The sequence below is a fragment of the Streptomyces sp. NPDC056224 genome (assembly GCF_042267665.1).
GTDB lineage: Bacteria > Actinomycetota > Actinomycetes > Streptomycetales > Streptomycetaceae > Streptomyces.
In genome coordinates this window covers 96,312-117,349 of sequence record NZ_JBHJTK010000007.1, presented here as the reverse complement: position 1 = coordinate 117,349, position 21,038 = coordinate 96,312, and the positions used below count along the sequence as shown (strand labels likewise).

The following is a 21,038-nucleotide window of genomic DNA, read 5'->3' as shown; positions in this document are numbered from 1 at the left end:
GGCGGGCCCGCGACCGCGCGACCGTCCGGCAGGCCCGCCCGGCCTGCCTACAGGCCCTCGGCGCCCCGGTTGCGCAGCCGCTGACCGTACTGCTGGAGCACCCACAGCTCCTCCTGGACCGCGGCCAGTTGCTCCGGCGGGGCCTGCGGGCCCAGCCGGGACAGCGTGCCCTGGATCTCGTGGATCCGGCGGTCGACGGCGCGCAGCCGCACCTGGACCAGCTGGACCCCGGCGTAGACCTCGTCCACCGTCTTGGCGTGGATGGCCTCGACCGCCAGCTCCGTCACGAGCGCGCGGACGGTGTCGTTCGGGGCCGCGTCGCGCACGCGGGCGAGGTAGTCCTCGGTGCCGAGCGAGGCGCCGCCCGCGTCCTGGATGGCCTGGCGCACGGCCGCGTAGGGCGGGGCGGTGAACTCGTCCATCCCGTACGCGTCGAAGGCGGGTGAGACCAGGGCCGGGCGCTGGAGCGCCAGCTTCAGCAGCTCGCGCTCGGTGCGGTGGGCGGGGCTGCGCAGGTTCAGGGCGGGGCCGCCGCCGGTCTGCTGGGCGGCGGGCGCGGAGGAGGCCTCGTAGGACGATCGGGCGCCGCCCCGCTGGGGCCGGCCGTCGCCCTGGCCGCCGCGGTCGCGGGCCCAGCGCGCCAGCTGGGCGACGCGCTTGACCACGAACTGCTCGTCGCGGATGCCCAGCATGCCCGCGAGCTGGACCGCGGACTCGTGCTGGATCGCGATGTTCTTGATGTTGGCGACGACCGGCGCGGCCTCGTCCAGCGCGGCCGCCCGGCCCGCCGGGTTCTCCAGGTTGTGCCGGGCGACGATGTGCCTCAGCGCGAATTCGAAGAGCGGCGTGCGGGACTCCACCAGCCCGGACACGGCAGCGTCCCCCTCGGCCAGGCGCAGGTCGCAGGGGTCCATGCCGCCCGGCGTGATCGCGATCGAGGTCTCGGCGGCGAACTTCTGGTCGTCCTCGAAGGCCCGCAGCGCGGCCTTCTGCCCGGCCGCGTCACCGTCGAAGGTGAAGATCACCTCGGCGGTGGCGTTGTCCATCAGCAGCCGGCGCAGGATCTTGATGTGGTCCCCGCCGAAGGCCGTGCCGCAGGTCGCGATCGCGGTGGTGACCCCCGCCAGGTGGCAGGCCATCACGTCGGTGTAGCCCTCGACCACCACGGCGCGCGAGGTCTTCGCGATCTCCTTCTTCGCCAGGTCGATGCCGTAGAGCACCTGGGACTTCTTGTAGATCGCGGTTTCAGGCGTGTTCAGGTACTTGGGGCCGTTGTCGTCGTCGCGCAGCTTGCGCGCGCCGAAGCCCACCACCTCGCCGCTGATGTCGCGGATGGGCCACATCAGCCGGCCCCGGAAGCGGTCGATGGGCTTGCCGCTGCGGCTGTCCTGGGCGAGCCCGGAGGTGATCAGTTCCTTGTCGCTGAAGCCCTTGCCGCGCAGGAAGCGGGTCAGGTGGTCCCAGCCGGCCGGGCTGTAGCCGACGCTGAAGTGCGCGGCGGCCGCCTGGTCGAAGCCTCGCTCGGCCAGGAACTTGCGGCCGATCTCCGCCTCGGGGCCGTCCAGCTGGTCGGTGTAGAACTGCGCGGCGGCCTTGTGCGCCTCGACCAGGCGGATGCGCTCACCGCGGCCGCTGGTACCGGCGGTGTAGCCGCCCTCCTCGTACCGCAGGGTGATGCCGGCCTGGCCGGCCAGGCGCTCGACCGCCTCCGAGAAGGAGAGGTGGTCGATCTTCATGATGAAGTCGAGGGTGTCCCCGCCCGCCTGGCAGCCGAAGCAGTGGTAGAGACCCTTGCCGGGGCTGACCTGGAAGGACGGGGACTTCTCGTCGTGGAAGGGGCACAGGCCCTTGAGGTTGCCGCCGCCCGCGTTGCGCAGCTGGAGGTAGTCGGAGACCACGGCGTCGATCGGGACCGCGTCCCGTACCGCCTTCACGTCGTCGTCGTTGATCCGTCCTGCCACCCGTGAAGTCTACGGCCGGACGCGGGCAAACCCGTCAGGCCCCCTCCGCCTCGACCAGCGACGCGAGCGGAACCGAAGGGTCCGCCAGCGCCTCGCGGTCCACGGGCGCCTTCGACCTGATCAGGGCCTGGATGTGCTCGGCGACATCCCACACGTTGACGTTCATACCGGCCAGTACCCGGCCGTCGGAGAGCCAGAAGGCGATGAACTCCCGCTTGCCCGCGTCCCCGCGGATCAGCACCTGGTCGTAGCCGCCCGGCGGGGCGTACCCCGAGTACTCCAGGCCCACGTCGTACTGGTCGGAGAAGAAGTACGGCACCCGGTCGTAACTGACCTCCTGCCCCAGCATGGCCCGCGCGGCGGCCGGCCCGCCGTTGAGCGCGTTGGCCCAGTGCTCGACCCGCAGCCGGGTCCCGAGCACCGGATGGTGGGCGGCCGCCACGTCCCCGACCGCGAAGACGTCCGGATCCGACGTGCGCAGCGACGCGTCCACGGCGATCCCGCCGCCGTGCTCCCGGCCCACGAGGGTCAGCCCGGAGGTCTCGGCGAGCGCCGTCCGCGGCGCCGCCCCGATCGCGGCGAGCACCGCGTGCGCCGGGTGTTCCTCCCCGTCGTCGGTGCGGGCGGCCAGCACCATGCCGTCGTGGCCCACGATCTCGGTCAGCCTGGCCCCGAAGTGGAACCGCACCCCGTGCTCGGCGTGCAGGTCCCCGAAGAGCCGGCCGATCTCCGGGCCGAGCACCGCGTGCAGCGGCGTGGCCTCCGGTTCGACCACGGTGACCTCCGCGCCGTACCCGCGAGCCGCGGCGGCGACCTCCAGGCCGATCCACCCGGCGCCCGCGATCAGCAGGTGGCCGTTGTCCCGGCCCAGGGCGGCCAGGACGCCCCGCAGCCGTTCGGCGTGCGCGAGCCGGCGCAGGTGGTGCACTCCGGCCAGGCCCGTGCCCGGGATGTCCAGGCGGCGCGGTTCGGCGCCGGTGGCCAGCAGCAGCTTGTCGTAGTGCAGCGCCGTGCCGTCGACGAGGACCACCTTCTTGGCGCCCCGGTCCAGGTGGACCGCGGGCTGGCCGAGGTGCAGCTCCACGTCGGAGGCCGCGTACCAGGACGGCTCGTGGACGAAGACGCTGTCGCGGTCGTCCTTGCCCATCAGGTACCCCTTCGAAAGCGGGGGCCGTTCGTAGGGATGGTCGCGCTCGTCGCCGATCAGGATCACCCGCCCGGTGAACCCCTCGGAGCGCAGCGTTTCGGCCGCTTTTGCCCCGGCCAGCCCCGCGCCGACGATGACGAATGTCCGGTGTGCGTCGACCACCTGATGCCTCCTCATAACCTCTCCGCCACATGCGACCACATGCGAGCGTCCCTCACCGAGCCTGCCGCGTGAAGGGGGAGTGGCCCGATCAGCTCACCCCTCGGCGCGTCGGGTGCGCCGGGTGAGGCGTGCGTGCAGGGAGCGGGCGGCCGCGTCGGTGAGGCACGCGATCTGGTCGACGACCGCCCGTTTCCTGGCCCTGTCGTCCGGCGCCGCGTCGAAGATGGCCCGGAACTGGGGGTCCAGGCCCTCGGGTGCGCGGGCGCTGAGCGCCTCCGCGAGTTCGGCCAGGACGATGCGCTGATCGGCCCGGATCCGTTCCTGCTCGTCCCGCTGCATGACGTACAGATCGGCGACCGCCTTGAGGACCGCACACTCGTTGCGCGCCTCGCGGGGGACCACCAGTTCGGCGCCGTACCGGGTGAGGCGACCGGAGCCGTACGCCTCGCGGGTGGCGCCCTCGGCGGCCAGGCAGAAGCGGCCGATGAGCTGGCTGGTCGCGTCCTTCAGGCGGGCCTGGGCGACGGCCGAGCCGTCGTAACCGTGCGGCCACCACTCCTGATCCATCAAACGGTCGAGCGCGTCCCTCAGCTCTTCCGGCTCGGTGTCGGCGGGTACGTAGCGGCCGATGGCGACCCTCCAGATCGCCGTGCGCTCGGGCTCGGAGAAGAGCAGGTTGGGGTCGAGGTGGCCCGCGTGCAGCCCGTCCTCGAAGTCGTGGACCGAGTACGCGACGTCGTCCGCCCAGTCCATGACCTGGGCTTCGAAGCACTTGCGGTCGGCGGGCGCGCCGCGGCGCAGCCACTCGAAGACCGGCAGGTCGTCCTCGTACGCGCCGAACTTCACCGAGCCGGGGTCGGTGGGGTGGTCCCCGCGCGCCCACGGATACTTGGTCGCGGCGTCCAGGCAGGCCCGGGTGAGGTTGAGGCCGACGCTGACGAGTTGGCCGCCGGCCGGGTCGGGCACGAAGCGCTTGGGCTCCAGGCGGGTCAGCAGGCGCAGCGACTGGGCGTTGCCCTCGAATCCGCCGCAGTCCTTGGCGAACTCGTTGAGCGCCTCCTCGCCGTTGTGGCCGAAAGGCGGGTGGCCCATGTCGTGCGAGAGGCAGGCCGCCTCGACGAGGTCGGGGTCGCAGCCGAGTGCGGCGCCGAGCTCCCGGCCGACCTGGGCGCACTCCAGGGAGTGCGTCAGGCGCGTACGGGGGCTCGCGTCCCAGTCGTACGAGCGGGTGCCGGGGGTGACCACCTGGGTCTTGCCGGCGAGGCGGCGCAGGGCGGCCGAGTGCAGTACGCGGGCCCGGTCGCGCTGGAAGGCCGTGCGGCCGGGCCGTTTGTCGGGCTCGGCGGCCCAGCGCTCGGTGTCGGCTGCGTCGTAGAGGGCAGAGAGGTCGTCTGCGGGGGCGTGCGTGGTGCCTTCCATGAATCGACGGTAACCGGAACCTCCGACAAACCGGGATCAGGCGGAGACGAGTTCCGGCCGCAGGACGCCGCGGGGCAGCGCCAGGGCCTGGTCGTAGCGGTGCAGCAACAGCCGGGCGAGGGCCGGGTGGTCACCCAGCGGAGCCGCGGCGAGGGCGGGCGCCGCTGCGGCGGTCTGGGTGGCGAAGCGGCCGGGAGCGGCGAAGTACGAGGCCACGGCTGTCCTGCGGTGGCCGCGGGCGGTGAGTGCCCGGACCGCCTCGGCTGCGCTCGGCCCGGCGGCCGAGGCGTAGGCGGGGACCACCGGGACGCCGCCGAGGCGTTCCGCGAGCAGGTCTGCGGTGCGGCGCGTGTCGGCCGCCGAGTCTGGGTCGCGGGATCCGGCCGCGGCGAGCACGACGGCGTCGCCGGGGGTCCAGCCGGCCTCCACGAGCCGTTCGTAGAGGGCCTCGACGAGCAGCGGATGCGGGCCCAGCGGCGGGGCGAAGGCGACCCGCAGGTGCGGGGCGCGGGCGGCGGCCTGCGGAAGGTCGCACTTGACGTGGTACCCGCGGCCCAGGAGCAGCGGGACGAGCACCGCCTCGCCGCTCAGCTCCCGCAGGACGTCGTCGAGGAGCGGATCGCTCAGCTCGATGTGGCCGAGCCGGACGTCGAGGCGGGGCCGGAGTTCGCGGACACGGTCGAGGAGCGCGCGGGCGGTGTGCGCGGCGCGGGGGTCGCGGCTGCCGTGCGCGACGGCGACGAGGGTGGGCTGCATGGGCGGACTCCGGGTCGGCGCAAGGTGCTGAGCTGCGTGCCCAGCTGGATGGTGATGAGGCTGAGCAGCTCGGCCGCGCTGTCGAAGGGGAGGGGCAGGGCTTCGGGAGGGTGCACCGGCTCCGTCATGAACCGATCCTGCGCGTCGGAGGTTGCCGCCGCGTTGCGCGGTGATGACGGGTGTTTTCCGGTTGCTCACCCGCCCGCTCGGTCATTCGTGCGGGTGAATGGCGGGGCGGGCGGAACTGGCGGGCGGGGCTCGCTCGTCAATCCGTGCGAACGACGTGTGGAGCGTGTGGTGCGAGGGGGACGGTCATGAAGGTCACGGAGCGGGTGCGGTCGGCGGCGGGGGCGGCGGCGGCAGGGGCGGCGGCAGGGGCGGGATGGCGGCCGTGGCTCCGGCTCGGGGTGCGGGGCCGGCGGCGGGCCGTGCGGGTGGCCATGGCGGGCTGCGTGCTGGCGCTGCTGCCCTCGGCGTGGACGCACGCGGCGGCCGCGGACCGGCTGCGGACCACGGCCGACGCGCCGGCCGCCGAGGTGGCCGTGGTGTTCGGGGCGGGCTTGTGGAACGGGCGGCCCACGCCCTATCTGGCCAGACGGCTCGATGCGGCTGCCGAGCTGTACCGCGCGAGCAAGGTCAAGGTCGTGCTGGTCACCGGGGACAACAGCCGCCGGGAGTACGACGAGCCCGACGCGATGCGCACGTATCTGGCCGAGCACGGGGTTCCGGACGGGCAGATCGTCAGCGACTTCGCCGGCTTCGACACGTGGGACTCGTGCGTGAGGGCCAAGGAGATATTCGGGGTCAAGCGTGCCGTGTTGATCAGCCAGGGCTTCCACATACGCAGGGCCGTCGCACTGTGCCAAGCGGCGGGCCTGGAGTCGTACGGGGTCGGCGTGGACGACGAGCACGACTCCACTTGGTACTACGGCGGGACCCGCGAGGTGTTCGCGGCGGGCAAGGCGGCGCTGGACGCGGCCTTCAAGCCCGCCCCGCACTTCATGGGGCCGAAGGAACAGGGGGTGTCGCGGGCCTTGGGCGCTCTGGCAGACTGACGCGGCGTCGGCTCATGCCGATCGGCCATATACCGGCCCGTCGGTTCCGAGCGTCAGAGGTGTGGCACGTGGCTGTTGTGGATCTGGGCGGCAAGGTCGTCGTCATCACCGGCGGGGCCCGCGGCCTGGGCGCGGCTGCGGCACAGGCCGTCGTGGACGGCGGCGGCAAGGTCCTGATCACCGACGTGCTGGAGGCGGAGGGCGCGCGGACGGCCGCGAAGGTCGGCGGCTCGGCGCGCTTCCTCAGGCACGACGTGACGAGCGAGGCCGACTGGCAGGCGGCCCTGGATTACGCGGTGGCCGAGTTCGGCCGGATCGACGGCCTCGTGAACAATGCCGGCATAGCCACCGGCCAGTTCCTGGAGCACGAGAGCGTCGAGCACTTCCGCCAGGTCGTGGAGATCAACCTGGTCGGTGTGTTCATCGGCATCAAGACCGCGATCCCCCTGCTGCGGGCGAACGGCGGCGGCTCCATCGTCAACATCTCCTCCGCCGCCGGTCTGACGGGGCTCGCACTCACCGCCGGTTACGGAGCCTCCAAGTGGGGCGTGCGCGGTCTGTCGAAGATCGGCGCGGTCGAGCTCGCCGAGGCGAAGATCCGTGTCAACTCCGTACACCCCGGCATGACGCTGACGCCGATGACCGCCCCCGTCGGCATCCGGGCGGGCGAGGGCAACTTCCCCGGTACCCCGATGGGCCGCGTCGGGGTACCCGAGGAGATCGCCGCCGCCGTCGCGTTCCTGCTCTCGGACGCCGCCGGGTACATGACGGGCGCGGAGCTCGCGGTCGACGGCGGCTGGACCGCGGGCCTCACGGTGAAGTACCTGACCGGCCAGTGACCCCCGGCCGGCCGTGGAACGCCGCGCACGCACGGGACGGCGCACGCCTCGTGCGTGACGTCTTCCGGGTGTGACGGCCGAGCTCGCACGCCTGCCTCGGCACGGGTCCACGGCCGGACCGAGTCGGGCGGGATCCTCGACCGCCCTCCCCCGCGCCGGGCCTCACCGCGGGCACCGGGCGGCGCTGAGGCAGAGCACCCCGGCCCGTAACGCGGGGCGGCTGCCGGTGTAACACCGACGACGCACGCTGGCGTCCATGCACACCTCGGATTCCGTCACCGCCACGCACTGCCCGTACTGCGCGCTGCAGTGCGGCATGAACCTCCGTGCCGCACCGGGCGTCGCGGACGGCAGCGGCGTGACGGTGGAGGAGCGGGCGGACTTCCCCGTCAACCGGGGCGCGCTGTGCGGCAAGGGCCGTACCGCCCCCGCCGTGCTCTCCTCCCGGGTGCGCCTGACCGGGCCGCTCATCCGCACCCACGCCGGGCGGCTCGAACCGGCCACCTGGGAGGAGGCTCTCGACGCCGTCGCCGAGGGCCTCACCCGCACGAGCCGCGCACACGGCCCGGACGCGGTCGGTGTATTCGGCGGCGGCGGGCTCACCAACGAGAAGGCGTACGCGCTCGGCAAGTTCGCCCGCGTGGCCCTGCGCACCTCGCAGATCGACTACAACGGCCGGTTCTGCATGTCCTCGGCCGCCGCCGCGCACCAGCGGGCCTTCGGTCTCGACCGGGGCCTGCCCTTCCCGCTGGAGGACATCCCCCGCACCGGCTGCGTGATCCTCGTCGGCTCCAACCTGGCCGAAACCATGCCGCCCGCCCTGCGCTACCTCACCGAACTCAAGGCCAACGGCGGCACCCTGATCGTCATCGACCCGCGCCGCACGCGCACCGCCGAACAGGCCGACCTGCACCTGGCCCCCCGGCCCGGCACCGACCTCGCGCTCGCCCTCGGCATGCTGCACCTCATGGTGGCGGAAGGGCGCACCGACGAGGAGTTCATCGCGAGCCGCACCACCGGCTGGGAGGAGGCCCGGGCCGCCGCGATGGCCCATTGGCCCGAGCTGGTGGAACGCGTCACCGGCGTCCCCGTGCCCAGGCTGCGCGAGGCGGTCGCCATGTTCTGCGCACCCTCCTCCGCCATGGTCCTCACCGCCCGCGGCCCCGAGCAGCAGTCCAAGGGCACCGACACCGTCGGCGCCTGGATCAACCTGTGCCTCGCTACCGGCCGGGCCGGGCGCCCGCTCTCCGGCTACGGCTGCCTCACCGGCCAGGGCAACGGCCAGGGCGGCCGCGAGCACGGCCAGAAGGCCGACCAGCTTCCCGGCTACCGGAAGCTGACCGACCCGGCGGCCCGGGCACACGTGGCCGGGGTCTGGGGCGTCGACCCCGCCGACCTCCCCGGCCCCGGCCGCAGCGCGTACGAACTGCTCGACGCCCTGGGCACGGACGTCCGGGCCCTGCTCCTGATGGGCTCCAACCCGGTGGTCTCGGCCCCGCACGCCTCCCACATCGAGGACCGCATCCGCTCCCTCGACTTCCTGGCCGTGGCCGACGTGGTCCTCTCCGAGACCGCCGCCCTCGCGGACGTGGTCCTCCCGGTCACCCAGTGGGCGGAGGAGACCGGCACCACCACCAACCTGGAGGGCAGGGTCCTGCTCCGCCGCCGGGCCCTGACCCCGCCGCCCGGAGTCCGCAGCGACCTGGAGGTACTGCACGGCCTCGCCGGCCGCCTCGGCGTCGAGAAGGGCTTCCCCACCGCCCCCGAGGAGGTCTTCGACGAACTGCGCCGCGCCTCGGCCGGCGGCCCGGCCGACTACTCGGGCATCACCTATGCCCGCATCGAAGCCGAACAGGGCGTCTTCTGGCCCTGCCCGGAGGAGAGCCCGGGCACGCCCCGCCTCTTCCTCGACCGCTTCGCCACCGAGGACGGGCGGGCCCGCTTCGTCCCCGTCGTCCACCGGGCCGCCGCCGAGGTCCCCGACGCCGAATACCCGCTCCTGCTCACCACCGGGCGCGTGGTCGCCCAGTACCAGTCCGGCGCCCAGACCCGCCGCGTCGCGGAGCTCAACGAGGCCGCCCCCGGCCCCTTCGTGGAACTCCACCCCCGCCTCGCCGCCCGCATCGGCGCCGTCGACGGCAGCCCCCTGGCGGTGATCTCCCGACGGGGCCGCGCCGTGGCCCCGGCCCGCATCACCGACGCCATCCGCGCGGACACCGTCTTCATGCCGTTCCACTGGCCGGGCGAGGGCCGCGCCAACACCCTGACCAATCCGGCGCTCGACCCGGTCTCCCGGATGCCGGAGTTCAAGGTCTGCGCGGTCCGCGTCGAACCGGTCACCTAGTACGGTGGCCGGCCCGCGGACCGGGTCTTGCCGGACTCTCGGCCACCGCTGTGACGAGTCCCCGGAGGCGCCGAACTGCCGTTCCCGCCATGCCTCTTCGAACCTGCCGTAACGCAAGCCGACCCGGGGCGTGACCACCGGGTCCCGGGCTCCCCGCACAAGCCGCACCCCGGCCGCGCCCGCGCGTCGTGCACGGCCCGGAGCCGGCCGGACCCGCCCGCGCACAACGGCTCGTGCGGCAGACGACCGGTGCGCCCGGATCCGGCCGCCCGGGAAGCCCGCGGGCGGCGTACCTCACCCTGGAGGACCAGCGCATGACGGCCGCCTGCTTCTGGGCGGCCTGAGGCCCGGCCGACCGGAAGGACGGGCGGCGACCGGCCCGGGAGCGGATCGGACATGAGTCCGATCCGCTTCGGGAATCCCGCCGGGGGGTAACCATCCGCTCACGCACCGGACGCAGAAAGTGTTCGCACGCCCCTCGTGGCAGCGCTGTGTCGTACCCCACACTGAAGTGCGGTGCCCCCGTCGTCGGAGCCCTGGAGGTCGCCCCCGTGCAGACCCGGATCCTGACCGTGACCGTGAACGTGAGCGAGTCCTCGGAACCCGCAGAGGCCGAAGCCGTGGACGAAGTGCCCGAAGAGCCCGAAGTACCCGAAGAGCCCGAAGAGCCCGAGGTACTTGAGCTGATCGAGCCGGTGCCCCCGCAGCGCAAACGGGCCGCGGCGGACGGCGGGGCGGGTCCGTCCGCCGATCTGTTCCGGCAGTACCTGCGCGAGATCGGCAGGATCCCGCTGCTCACCGCCGCCGAAGAGGTGGATCTCGCGCGGCGCGTCGAAGCCGGACTGTTCGCCGAGGAGAAACTGGGCAGCACCCCCGACCTCGACTCCCAGCTCGCCCTGGACCTCGACAAACTCGTCGTCATGGGGCGCATGGCCAAACGCCGGCTGATCGAGTCCAACCTGCGGCTCGTCGTCTCCGTCGCGAAGCGGTACGTGGGCCGCGGGCTCACCATGCTCGACCTCGTGCAGGAGGGGAACCTCGGGCTCATCCGGGCCGTTGAGAAGTTCGACTACGCCCGCGGGTACAAGTTCTCCACCTACGCCACCTGGTGGATCCGACAGGCGATGTCCCGGGCCCTCGCCGACCAGGCCCGCACCATCCGTGTGCCGGTCCACGTCGTGGAGCTGATCAACCGCGTCGTGCGCGTGCAGCGCCGCATGCTCCAGGAACGCGGGTACGAGCCCACCGCCGAGGAGGTCGCCGCCCACCTGGAGCTGACCCCTGAGCGGGTACTGGAGGTGCTCCGCCTCGCCCAGGAACCGGTCTCCCTGCACGCTCCGGTCGGCGAGGAGGACGACGTCGCGCTCGGCGACCTCATCGAGGACGGCGACGCCGCCTCGCCCGTGGAGTCGGCCGCGTTCTTCCTGCTGCGCGAGCACCTGGAAGCCGTGCTGTCGACCCTCGGCGAGCGCGAGCGGAAGGTCGTCCAGCTGCGGTACGGGCTCGCCGACGGGCGGCCGCGCACCCTGGAGGAGATCGGCCGGATCTTCGGCGTGACGCGCGAGCGGATCCGCCAGATCGAGTCCAAGACCCTCAACAAACTGCGCGACCACGCCTTCGCCGACCAGCTCCGCGGCTACCTGGACTGAGGCGGAAGGACCGGGGCGGAAGGACCGGGGCGGAACGCGAAAGGGGCGCCCCGAAGGGCGCCCCCGCATCACCGCACCGCACCGACCCGCCGACCGACGGGTCAGCCGACCGACCGGCGCTAGTCGACCTCGGCGACCGCCTGCGCGAACTGCGCCGCGTACAGCCGCGCGTAGGCGCCGCCCGACTCCAGCAGCTCCTCGTGCGTGCCCTGTTCCACGATCGAGCCGCTCTCCATCACCAGGATCACGTCAGCGTCGCGGATCGTGGACAGCCGGTGCGCGATCACGAAGGACGTACGGCCGTGCGCCAGGCGCGCCATCGCCTTCTGGATCAGTACCTCGGTACGCGTGTCGACCGAGCTCGTCGCCTCGTCGAGCACCAGGATCACCGGGTCCGACAGGAACGCCCGGGCGATGGTGATCAGCTGCTTCTCGCCGGCGCTGACGCCCGCGCCCTCGTCGTCCAGCACGGTGTCGTAACCGTCCGGCAGGGTGCGGATGAAGCGGTCCGCGTGGGCCGCCCGCGCCGCCTCCTCGATCTCGGCGCGCGTGACCGCGCGCGAGGCGCCGTAGGCGATGTTGTCCGCGATGGTGCCGCCGAAGAGCCAGGTGTCCTGCAGCACCATGCCGATGCCGCCGCGCAGCTCCTCGCGCGTCATCTTCGCGATGTCCACGCCGTCCAGGGCGATTTCGCCACCCGTGACCTCGTAGAAGCGCATCAGCAGGTTGACGAGCGTCGTCTTGCCGGCGCCGGTCGGACCGACGATGGCGACCGTCTGGCCCGGCTCGACCGACAGCGAGAGGTTCTCGATCAGCGGCTTGTCCGGCTCGTAGCGGAAGGCCACCTTGTCGAGCGTGACCTGGCCGCGCAGCTCCTGCGGGCGCTCCGGAACCTCTGCGTCCGGCTCCTGCTCCTCGGCGTCGAGCAGCTCGTAGACCCGTTCCGCCGAGGCGACGCCCGACTGCACGAGGTTCGCCATCGAGGCGACCTGCGTCAGCGGCATCGAGAACTGCCGCGAGTACTGGATGAAGGCCTGCACATCACCGATCGACAGGGTGCCCGAGGCGACCCGGAGCCCGCCGACGACGGCTATCAGCACGTAGTTGATGTTCGAGACGAACAGCATCACCGGCTGCATGATGCCGCTGACCAGCTGCGCCTTGAACGAAGCCCGGTACAGCGCCTCGTTCTGCTCGGCGAAGACGGCCGCGGACTCCTCCTGCCGACCGAAGACCTTGACCAGCGTGTGCCCCGAGTACATCTCCTCGATGTGGGCGTTCAGCGCGCCGGTCGACTTCCACTGCGCCACGAACTGCGGCTGCGACTTCTTGCCGATCTTCGCCGCGACGAAGACCGAGAGCGGTACGGTCGCCAGCGCGACCAGCGCCAGCAGCGGCGAGATCCAGAACATCATCGTGAGCACGCCGACGATGGTCAGCAGCGAGTTCAGCAGCTGGCCCATCGTCTGCTGCAGCGTCTGGCCGATGTTGTCGATGTCGTTGGTGGCCCGGCTGAGCACCTCGCCGCGCTTCTGCTGGTCGAAGTACGACAGCGGCAGCCGTGACAGCTTCGCCTGGAGTTCCTCGCGCATCCGGTAGACGGTGCCGTTCATCACGTGGTTCGACAGCCTCGTGGCGACCAGCATCAGCAGGCCGGCGAGGACGAAGACCACCAGCGCCCAGACGGCCACGACCCCGACGGCACCGAAGTCGATGCCCTCGCCGGGCGTGAAGTCGGTGCCGGACAGCATGTCCGCCGTACCGCCCTCGCCCCGCGCCCGCAGCCCGTCCAGCGCCTGCTGCTTGGTGAGCCCGGCCGGCATCTGGCGGCCGACGATCCCCGCGAAGACCAGGTCGGTGGCCTGGCCGAGGATCTTCGGGCCGACGACCGCGCAGCCGACGCTGCCGACGACGGCCGCGACCATGCCCCACAGCTTGGCCCGGTCCTGCGCGAGCTGGCGCAGCAGCCGCTTCCCCGAACCCTTGAAATCCATGGACCGCTGGGCCGGCCCCGCCATCATCCGTCCTCCGGGCCCGCTCATGCGGCCTCCGCCTCCGTCAGCTGGGAGAGCACGATCTCCCGGTAGGTCTCGTTGCCGGCCATCAGCTCGTGGTGGCGCCCCTCGCCCACCACCTGGCCCTCGTCCAGGACGATGATCCGGTCGGCGTCGCGGATCGTGGAGACCCGCTGGGCGACGATCACCACGGTCGCGTCCTCGGTCTCGCGGGCGAGAGCCGCGCGCAGCGCAGCGTCCGTCGCGTAGTCCAGGGCCGAGAAGGAGTCGTCGAAGAGATAGATCTCCGGGCGCTGCACCAGGGTGCGGGCGATGGCCAGGCGCTGGCGCTGGCCGCCGGAGACATTGGTTCCGCCCTGGGCGATGGGGGCCTCAAGGCCGCCCTCCAGCTCGGACACGAAGTCCTTGGCCTGGGCCACTTCCAGGGCCCGCCACAGCTCTTCGTCGCTCGCGTCCGGACGCCCGTAGCGCAGGTTGGAGGCGACGGTTCCGGAGAAGAGGTACGGCTTCTGCGGGACCATGCCGACCGTCCTGGCGAGCAGTCCCGGTTCGAGCCGGCGCACGTCCTCGCCGTCGACCAGCACATCGCCACCGGTCGCGTCGAACAGCCGCGGGACCAGGCCGAGCAGGGTGGACTTGCCGCTTCCGGTGGAGCCGATCACCGCGGTGGTCTCGCCGGGGCGGGCCACCAGGTCCACTCCGCGCAGCACCGGGGCCTCGGCGCCCGGGTAACGGAAGTCGGCGCCGCGCAGTTCGAGGAGCCCGCGCCGGGCGAGCTCGCGGATCGGCTCGGCCGGCGGGACCACGCTGGAGTCGGTGTCCAGGACCTCCTGGACGCGCTCGGCGCAGACCTCGGCGCGCGGCACCATCATGAACATGAACGTGGCCATCATCACGGCCATGACGATCTGCATCAGGTAGGCCAGGAAGGCCGTCAGCTGGCCGATCTCCATGCCGCCGCTGTCGACGCGCATCGCGCCGAACCAGATGACGGCGACGCTGGAGATGTTCACGACCACGATCACCGTCGGGAACATCAGGGCAAGGAGCTTTCCGGCGGCGAGCGAGACCCCGGTGAGGTCTTCGTTGGCCTCCCGGAAACGATCCTTCTCGTACGTGTCGCGGACGAAGGCGCGGATCACCCGGTTGCCGGTGATCTGCTCGCGCAACACCCGGTTCACGGTGTCCAGTCGGGCCTGCATCAGGCGGAACAGCGGCCGCGTCTTGAGGACGATGGCGCCGACCGACAGGCCGAGCACGGGGACGACGGCGAGCAGGACGCCCGACAGCTTCACGTCGAGCGACAGCGCCATGGCGATCCCGCCGACGCACATGATCGGAGCCGACACCATCAGGGTGAAGGTCATCAGGACCAGCATCTGGATCTGCTGGACGTCGTTCGTCGAACGGGTGATCAGGGACGGGGCACCGAACTGGCCGAGCTCCCGCGCGGAGAAGCTCTGCACACGGTCGAAGACAGCGGCGCGCACGTCCCGCCCGAAGGCCGCCGCCGTGCGGGCGCCGTAGTACACGGCGCCGGCGTTGCACACGAGCTGGATGAGGGAGACGCCGAGCATCAGCGCGCCGAAGCGCAGGATGTAGCCGGTGTCGCCGTTGATGACACCGTTGTCGATGATGTCCGCGTTGAGGGTGGGCAGATAGAGGCTCGCGCTCGTCTGCAGCAGTTGCAGCAGGACCAGCAGGCCGATGGGTTTCCGGTACGGACCCAGATGGGTCCGCAGAAGTCGTATGAGCACGCGCAGGCTCCGGTCGGCAAGATCGAGGGGGGTTCACCCCATCTTCTGCCAACGGGTGGCCCGATCCCCACTGCTTTTCGCAAAGGCCGGTCAAAAGGAGTAGGCCGCCCTACGACCCGGGCCCCCGGCCGTCGTCCGGCGGAACGGCGCGCCCTAGGGGGTGTCCGGCAAGGTCCACCGGGTCGCGGCCCCCGGCACGGCACCTCGCCGCGTTGTCGGACCACGCCGGTACGTCCCGTACGGGCCGCGGCCCTCCGCCATGCGATGCACCGCACCTGGGGGCCCCTCCCAGCGGTAGCCGGGGGAGCCGCGACCCGGCAAACCCTTCCGGCCACAGCACTAGAACGCTCCGGGGTGGATCTGCTCCCGCGTCGCGATGTACTGCTGGCGCACCGCCTGCCACGCCGGGAACTCCTCGCCCGGCTCGAACACCTGCGCCGCGGGGGCGGGCCACACCGGCGGGGTGTGCGGGGCCAGCGTGCCCTGCGCCACTCCGAGCGCCCACGCCGCCTGGCGCGCCGCGCCCAGCGCCGCGTAGTCGGCGGGCGCCGGTACGACGATCTGCGTCCCGAAGAGCCCGGGGGCCGCGGCCTGTACGGCGGGCAGCTCGGCTGCCGCGCCCAGCAGGAACACCCGGCGGATCTCGACCCCTCGCGAGCGCAGCACGTCGAGGGCGTCCACCAGCCCGCAGAGCATGCCCTCGAAAGCGGCCCTGGCCAGGTGCTCCGGCTTCATCGAGTCCCGGCGCAGCCCGGACAGGGTCCCGGCGGAGTGCGGCAGGTTCGGCGTCCGCTCGCCCTCCAGGTACGGCAGGAGTACGAGGCCGTGCGCGCCCGGCGTCGACTTCAGTGCGAGCTCGGACAGCCCCTCCAGGTCGGTGCCCAGCAGCCCGGCGGTGCCGCGCAGCGCCCGTACGGCGTTGGAGGTGTTGACCACCGGCAGGTGCATGCCACTGGCGTCGGCCAGCGAAGTGATCAGACCGCCCGGCTCCGAGAGCGCCTCGTGGTGCACCGCCATCACCGAACCGGAGGCACCGAGCGAGACCACCGCGTCGCCGGGGCCGAGTCCCAGCCCGAGGGCGGCGGCCATCGTCTCGCCGGTGCCGGCCGAAATCAACAGCCCCTCGGGCGTGGTCCCGGCGGCGTCCGCCGGGCCGAGCACCTCGGGCAGCAGCGCCTGGTGCCCGAGCGCCAGCTCGACCAGGTCGGGACGCCAGGAGCCGGAGGCGGCCGACCAGTACCCGGTGCCGGAGGCGCCGCCCCGGTCGGTGGTCCGCCGGACCGGCCGGCCCAGCAGCTGCCAGACGAGCCAGTCGTGCGGGGACATCACGCAGGCCACCCGGCGGGCGGCCTCGGGTTCGGTGCGGGCCAGCCAGGCCAGCTTCGCCAGGGGCTGCGCGGCGTGCGGGACCGAGCCCACCGCCTCGGCCCAGGCGTGCCGGCCGCCGAGGGCGTCGATGAGGTCGGCGGCGGCGACCTGCCCGCGCTTGTCGTTGCCGACCAGGGCCGGGCGCACCAGCCCGCCCTGCGTGTCCAGGGGCAGCAGCCCGTGCTGCTGGGCGGAGACCCCTATGGCCTGGACCCCTTCGAGGAGCCCGCCGCCGGCGGCCTCGCCGAGCGAGAGCAGCCAGGCCTGGGGATCGGTCTCGTGGGGATTCGCGCCGTCGGGTTCCCCGGCGGGCTGTGGATGGGGTGCGTACCCCTGGCGCAGCACGGCACCCGTTTCGGTGTCGCAGACGACTATGCGAGTGAAGGCGGAAGAGCTGTCCAGCCCGGCGACTATCCCCATGCGGAGAATTCTGCCGCACGCCGGGCCGGACTCCTCCGCCCCGGACGGCTCAGGTGTTGCTGGTGCCCCAGTCGTCCTCGGCGCCGCCGACCCGGTCGCGCCGCCCCCGTACCCGCCCGGCCAGGGAGGCGGGTACGGCGTCACCGACCTTCTCGCTCACCACCGTGAAGGCCTTGCCCGCGTACTCGCGGCCGGTGTGTCCGGCGGTCTCGGCGGCGTTGCGCACCGCGGGGTTCTGCGCGAACGCCCGCACCGACTTCTTCATGGACTCGTAGCGCTCGCGCCCGGCCCGGCTTCCGAGCACGTACCCGAGGGTCAGTCCGACCACGAACGTGACCTTGTACCGCATGCCTGCCACCCTTCGTCGTGTGGTGCCCGGCCTGCTGCCGATACCGATTGGCGGAGCACCCCCCTGCTTGCGCTAATCTATGACTCGCAACGGGCGCTCGCCCCCCGGCAAGGCCGGAGGTGGGCTGTTCGATGCACCGCAGCAATCCCCTGTAGCTCAATTGGCAGAGCAGCCGGCTGTTAACCGGCAGGTTACTGGTTCGAGTCCAGTCGGGGGAGCGCGGTCCCCTGTAGCTCAATTGGCAGAGCATTCGGCTGTTAACCGGAGGGTTGCTGGTTCGAGTCCAGCCGGGGGAGCAAGCAGAAGAAGAGGGCCCCCTTGGGTCCTCTTCTTCTTTTTTGCCGCCCCCGAACGGAACCGGGCAGCCCTCGGCGCGGTCTCTCTGAACAGGCGAAGCCGATCATGCGAGGCATCCGAGGCAGGAGATCGTATGAGCGGCTATGCTGCGGCAGACGGCGCGCACACGTGTACGCGCCACGCCGTGAAGGGGCGGTAGCTCAGCCGGTTAGAGCAGCGGACTCATAATCCGTCGGCCGTGGGTTCGAGTCCCACCCGCCCCACCGCATCGCGAACATGCAGGAACGTTCTGACCTGCATGTTCGCGATCCCGGCCCCTTCTGAACGTGGACTTCACGTCTCACGGGGACCACTCTTGGCACTTCAGGGGACGAGTCAGGGGACGAACTTGTGTCCGCTCTGAACAGTTTCGCCCGAATTTAAAGCTCGGGCCCGGTGCGTCTGCCGAGGCGATACGGCCCGAACAGGAAACGGCCCTTAACTGCTGGCTGGGGATACCCCGAACGGGGCTGCGCAACGATGACGGCCAGGCGCTCCGGTGCCTCGCGAAGCTGCTCCAGCAGGACCGTGTAGGAGATGCGGACGCTTCCTCCCCCTGGTGGTGACGCGACCCTTCAGAACCCCGTTTTCATGAGCAGCCCGCAAAAGTCACCTCAGGCCGGCGTTGCCCAAGCGGCTGCGTGGCACAGGAGCCGACCACGGCCATCGGCTGCCTGAAGGCCAGCTGGAGCGTGGCTGCTGCGGCCAGTAGGTGTATTGACCCGCAGGGTTGTTGACACGGGTGATTGGCGGGTGTCCGCCGAGTGCGGTGTGGCAGCGGTGGTGGTTGTAGCTGTGGAGGAAGTCTGTCAGGGCCTGGGTGCGTTCGGTGTTGCTGGTGTAGGGCCGCAGGTAGGCCCATTCGTCCAGCAGGGTGCGGTTGAAGCGTTCGACTTTGCCGTTGGTCTGGGGCCGGTAGGCGCTGGTGAGCTTGCCGTCCGCGCCAAGGTCCCTGAGGACGTTCTTCCCGGCCAGACCCTTGCGGTAGGACCACGCGTTGTCCGTGAGGACCCTCTCGATCCGTTCGATGCCGTGGCTCTGGAAGAACGCGGCCGCGCGGGTGAGGAAGCCGGCGCGGGTCGCGACCTTCTCGTCGGGGTGGATCTCGCTGTAGGCGAGGCGGGAGTGGTCGTCGACCGCAGAGTGGACGTAGTCGAAGCCCATGCCGCGGATCGGTCGGCCGGCCTCGCGGCCAAGGACCTTGTGGCCGCCGCCGTCGGGGATCCGGCCGAGTTTCTTCACATCGACGTGGATGAGTTCGCCGGGCCGTTCGCGTTCGTAGCGGCGGATCACGGTGCCGGGCGGGCGGTCGAGCCGGGCCAGGCGATGCAGGCCGTGGCGGGTCAGGATCCGGTGGACGGTCGAGGCGGGCAGGCCCACGATCGGGCCGATCCGGGCGGGACCCAGCTTGCGGGCCTGTCGCAGTTCGCACACCTTGGACTCGACCGCGGCCGGAATGCGGTGAGCAGTCCTGCGGGGACGGCTGGGGCGATCGTGCAGGCCCGCGTCGCCCTCGGTTCGCCACCGACGCATCAAACAAAGGTCAGCGGCCGCTGTCCCTGCTGGTCACCGCCGGACAGCGCGGCGACAGTCCGCAGCTCACAGCGGTCTTGGACGGCCGGGTCTGGATCCTCCGGGGGCGGTCCGCTGGCGCCGCGCGGCGCGGCCAGGAACGGGAAGAGGCCAGGCGAGACGGGTGTCTCGTCGGGCTCCGGGCGTCGGGCGGGATAGTAGAGCTGGATGCGGGTGAGGACGATGTGCGGCGGGTCGGCGACGATGACGTACTCGGCGTTGCCAAGCGAGCCGTCAGCGCCGAGCGGCATCCCGCTGCCGGGACCATTTCGCCGACGCGGTGCTGCCGGCACTTCGCCATGGGGCTAGTTGATCACGGCGGCGGCGGCCACGGTCGCGCCGAAACCGGGGAGGACCTTGACTGTGAGGAGTTCGGTGACCTCCTCCGGCCTCACCGCTATGGGTCTTGAGACAAGCTGGTCGGCTATTTGAGTGGCAGTGAGCGCCGTCATGGAGGATCCACGGCGTGCTGCGTACAGGCTTGCCCGGCAGGCCGTCAGAAGTGTGGGATCGGGATGACGACGATCGTGCGCGAATGACCGTCGACCACATAGGCGCGTGTTCCATTTGGGGCGATGGCTATCGCGTTGGCCAGGCCGTTCCAGGTGACAGGGGGGCCGGTGACCTTGTTGGTCTCGGTGTTGATCACGATGACGTTATGCGTGGTGTGCCGCTGGGTCACATAGACGTGGCGTCCGTCCTGCATGATTGCCACATCAGTGGTAAGACCCTGTGTCAGGATGGTGTGGGTGAGCTGTTCGGTGGCGAGGTCGAATACGCTGACGTCCTGGTTTGCAAAGCGGATGGCGTAAGCTCGGCGCCCGTCCGGAGTGATCGCCATCCTGAACGCTTCGACCGTGAGACCGACGGATTTCGCGGCCAGGTCGACCACCACATCCACCCCCTCGGACTCGCTGTTCACGTACGCGCGCTGCCCGTCCGGGGTGACCACAATCGTCCGGGGATCCTGGACCAGGATGTTGATCTTGTCGATGACCGTTTGGGAGGCGGTGTCGATCACGTTCAGCCGACCCGAGGCGTCGACCTGCTCCTGGTTGGTCAGCACATAGGCGTGGCTTCCGTCAGGGGAGATCGCCACGTCGGTGGCAATACCGTGAGGGCCGGACAAGGTGATCTCGGCCACGACTGCTCGGCGGGCGGTGTCGATCACACTCGCCAGACCCGTCGCCTGCGCTCCCCAACAAGCCACGTACACATGGCGACCGTCGGGGGTGACCGCCACACCTCCGGGATTGCGACCCACGGCTATCTCGGCGGTGACTGTGTGGCTGGCCGTGTCGATTACACAGACCGCTCCTGGATCCGGGCCATCCGGGTTGTTTTCCCTCACGGTCACGTAAACCTGACGCCCATCCGGAGCGACGGCAATCCGTGACTGCGCAAGTTCCTTGTCCAGCGGTATCGTGACCAGCTCAGTGGTGGACGGAGGCATTTGCGATCACCCAGCCCTTCAGGGGGTTGTGCCGCGCTCCGGAAGGCGGTTGCGGCGGCGAACGTCTTTCTGGCCAGGATGACCCGCAAGAGCGCCGGCGGCACCTTCGCCTCCGTCCATACAAGGGGGCTCGCCGTCCTGCCCCGCCGCTGGACCGTCGAGCGGACCCTGGGCTGGCTGATGAATCACCACCGCCTGGCCCGCGACTGCGAAGCGAAACCCCACAGCTCCGAAGCCATGAAATTTACGTCGCGATGATCAATCTCATGACCCGTCGCCTCACCAGCGAGTCGACCCCCACATGGCGTGACACCTAAAACCTCCCGAACCGAGACGTAACAGGATTAAACAAGGCGCCGCGGACGTGCGCCTTTGACGACGGCTGCGGCCTCGCTGGGCCTGCCGTCCCAGCCGTCGCCCCACCACAGGTGTTCGG

The 21,038-nt window shown here is 71.4% G+C and carries 15 protein-coding genes, 3 tRNA genes and 2 pseudogenes; 8 read left to right on the top strand and 12 right to left on the bottom strand.

All coding sequences use genetic code 11. The annotated features are described in order from the left end of the window. Positions 1 to 47 precede the first annotated feature (47 nt). The 4 genes from dnaG to ACFCZ1_RS12505 all read right to left on the bottom strand — a co-directional run bounded on the left by dnaG (position 48) and on the right by ACFCZ1_RS12505 (position 5,445). Positions 48 to 1,961 carry a DNA primase gene (gene dnaG, locus ACFCZ1_RS12520; protein WP_376678359.1) on the bottom strand — a complete coding sequence of 638 codons (1,914 nt, stop codon included), beginning with the start codon at positions 1,959 to 1,961 and terminating at the stop codon, positions 48 to 50. Positions 1,962 to 1,995: 34 nt separating this feature from the next. Continuing rightward, positions 1,996 to 3,270, bottom strand: a complete 1,275-nt coding sequence (locus ACFCZ1_RS12515; RefSeq protein ID WP_376678358.1) for an NAD(P)/FAD-dependent oxidoreductase — start codon at positions 3,268 to 3,270, stop codon at positions 1,996 to 1,998. A 93-nt stretch (positions 3,271 to 3,363) separates the two neighbouring features. Beyond that, the gene (locus ACFCZ1_RS12510; protein WP_376678357.1) at positions 3,364 to 4,689 is read right to left on the bottom strand and encodes a deoxyguanosinetriphosphate triphosphohydrolase; all 1,326 of its coding nucleotides are present in this window, start codon (positions 4,687 to 4,689) and stop codon (positions 3,364 to 3,366) included. Between the two features lie 36 nt (positions 4,690 to 4,725). Further along, entirely contained in the window at positions 4,726 to 5,445 is a 720-nt protein-coding gene (locus ACFCZ1_RS12505; protein WP_376678356.1) for a sirohydrochlorin chelatase, read from the bottom strand. A gap of 314 nt (positions 5,446 to 5,759) precedes the next feature. Between ACFCZ1_RS12505 and ACFCZ1_RS12500 the strand changes: the two genes are divergently transcribed. The 4 genes from ACFCZ1_RS12500 to ACFCZ1_RS12485 all read left to right on the top strand — a co-directional run bounded on the left by ACFCZ1_RS12500 (position 5,760) and on the right by ACFCZ1_RS12485 (position 11,332). After that, the gene (locus ACFCZ1_RS12500; RefSeq protein WP_376678355.1) at positions 5,760 to 6,500 is read left to right on the top strand and encodes a vancomycin high temperature exclusion protein; all 741 of its coding nucleotides are present in this window, start codon (positions 5,760 to 5,762) and stop codon (positions 6,498 to 6,500) included. A gap of 68 nt (positions 6,501 to 6,568) precedes the next feature. Continuing rightward, a complete protein-coding gene (locus tag ACFCZ1_RS12495) occupies positions 6,569 to 7,339 on the top strand; it encodes a glucose 1-dehydrogenase (protein WP_376678354.1) in 771 nt (256 codons plus the stop codon). 256 nt (positions 7,340 to 7,595) lie between these two features. Beyond that, positions 7,596 to 9,683: a molybdopterin oxidoreductase family protein gene (locus ACFCZ1_RS12490; RefSeq protein ID WP_376678353.1), complete on the top strand. Its 2,088-nt coding sequence runs from the start codon at positions 7,596 to 7,598 to the stop codon at positions 9,681 to 9,683. Positions 9,684 to 10,303: 620 nt separating this feature from the next. Then, a complete protein-coding gene (locus ACFCZ1_RS12485) occupies positions 10,304 to 11,332 on the top strand; it encodes an RNA polymerase sigma factor (RefSeq protein WP_376678467.1) in 1,029 nt (342 codons plus the stop codon). Positions 11,333 to 11,451: 119 nt separating this feature from the next. On the opposite strand, the gene ACFCZ1_RS12480 is transcribed toward ACFCZ1_RS12485, so the two are convergent. The 4 genes from ACFCZ1_RS12480 to ACFCZ1_RS12465 form a co-directional block, all read right to left on the bottom strand. Beyond that, positions 11,452 to 13,374 carry an ABC transporter ATP-binding protein gene (locus ACFCZ1_RS12480; protein ID WP_376678352.1) on the bottom strand — a complete coding sequence of 641 codons (1,923 nt, stop codon included), beginning with the start codon at positions 13,372 to 13,374 and terminating at the stop codon, positions 11,452 to 11,454. Beyond that, positions 13,371 to 15,104: an ABC transporter ATP-binding protein gene (locus tag ACFCZ1_RS12475; RefSeq protein WP_376678351.1), complete on the bottom strand. Its 1,734-nt coding sequence runs from the start codon at positions 15,102 to 15,104 to the stop codon at positions 13,371 to 13,373. The genes ACFCZ1_RS12480 and ACFCZ1_RS12475 overlap by 4 nt, the downstream gene beginning before the upstream one ends. A gap of 339 nt (positions 15,105 to 15,443) precedes the next feature. Further along, positions 15,444 to 16,892, bottom strand: a complete 1,449-nt coding sequence (locus ACFCZ1_RS12470; RefSeq protein WP_376678350.1) for an FGGY family carbohydrate kinase — start codon at positions 16,890 to 16,892, stop codon at positions 15,444 to 15,446. A 49-nt stretch (positions 16,893 to 16,941) separates the two neighbouring features. Beyond that, the gene (locus ACFCZ1_RS12465; protein WP_376678349.1) at positions 16,942 to 17,241 is read right to left on the bottom strand and encodes a YtxH domain-containing protein; all 300 of its coding nucleotides are present in this window, start codon (positions 17,239 to 17,241) and stop codon (positions 16,942 to 16,944) included. A gap of 145 nt (positions 17,242 to 17,386) precedes the next feature. On the opposite strand from ACFCZ1_RS12465, the gene ACFCZ1_RS12460 reads away from it, so the two are divergent. The 3 genes from ACFCZ1_RS12460 to ACFCZ1_RS12450 all read left to right on the top strand — a co-directional run bounded on the left by ACFCZ1_RS12460 (position 17,387) and on the right by ACFCZ1_RS12450 (position 17,801). After that, positions 17,387 to 17,459 (top strand) — tRNA-Asn (locus ACFCZ1_RS12460). A 5-nt stretch (positions 17,460 to 17,464) separates the two neighbouring features. Next, positions 17,465 to 17,537 (top strand) — tRNA-Asn (locus ACFCZ1_RS12455). A gap of 190 nt (positions 17,538 to 17,727) precedes the next feature. Next, positions 17,728 to 17,801, top strand: a tRNA-Ile gene (locus tag ACFCZ1_RS12450). A gap of 490 nt (positions 17,802 to 18,291) precedes the next feature. On the opposite strand, the pseudogene ACFCZ1_RS12445 reads toward ACFCZ1_RS12450, so the two are convergent. From ACFCZ1_RS12445 to ACFCZ1_RS12430, 4 genes and pseudogenes are all read right to left on the bottom strand, one after another. Then, positions 18,292 to 19,110 (bottom strand): annotated as a pseudogene (locus tag ACFCZ1_RS12445) (IS481 family transposase); the annotation flags it as partial. Next, positions 19,110 to 19,400, bottom strand: a complete 291-nt coding sequence (locus ACFCZ1_RS12440) for a hypothetical protein (RefSeq protein WP_376678348.1) — start codon at positions 19,398 to 19,400, stop codon at positions 19,110 to 19,112. The gene ACFCZ1_RS12440 and the pseudogene ACFCZ1_RS12445, both read right to left, overlap by 1 nt. 54 nt (positions 19,401 to 19,454) lie before the next feature. After that, positions 19,455 to 19,601: a hypothetical protein gene (locus tag ACFCZ1_RS12435; RefSeq protein ID WP_376678347.1), complete on the bottom strand. Its 147-nt coding sequence runs from the start codon at positions 19,599 to 19,601 to the stop codon at positions 19,455 to 19,457. Positions 19,602 to 19,645: 44 nt separating this feature from the next. Continuing rightward, positions 19,646 to 20,602: a hypothetical protein gene (locus tag ACFCZ1_RS12430; RefSeq protein WP_376678346.1), complete on the bottom strand. Its 957-nt coding sequence runs from the start codon at positions 20,600 to 20,602 to the stop codon at positions 19,646 to 19,648. Positions 20,603 to 20,722: 120 nt separating this feature from the next. Between ACFCZ1_RS12430 and ACFCZ1_RS12425 the strand changes: the two are divergent. Beyond that, positions 20,723 to 20,919 (top strand): annotated as a pseudogene (locus ACFCZ1_RS12425) (IS5/IS1182 family transposase); the annotation flags it as partial. Between the last annotated feature and the right edge of the window lie 119 nt (positions 20,920 to 21,038).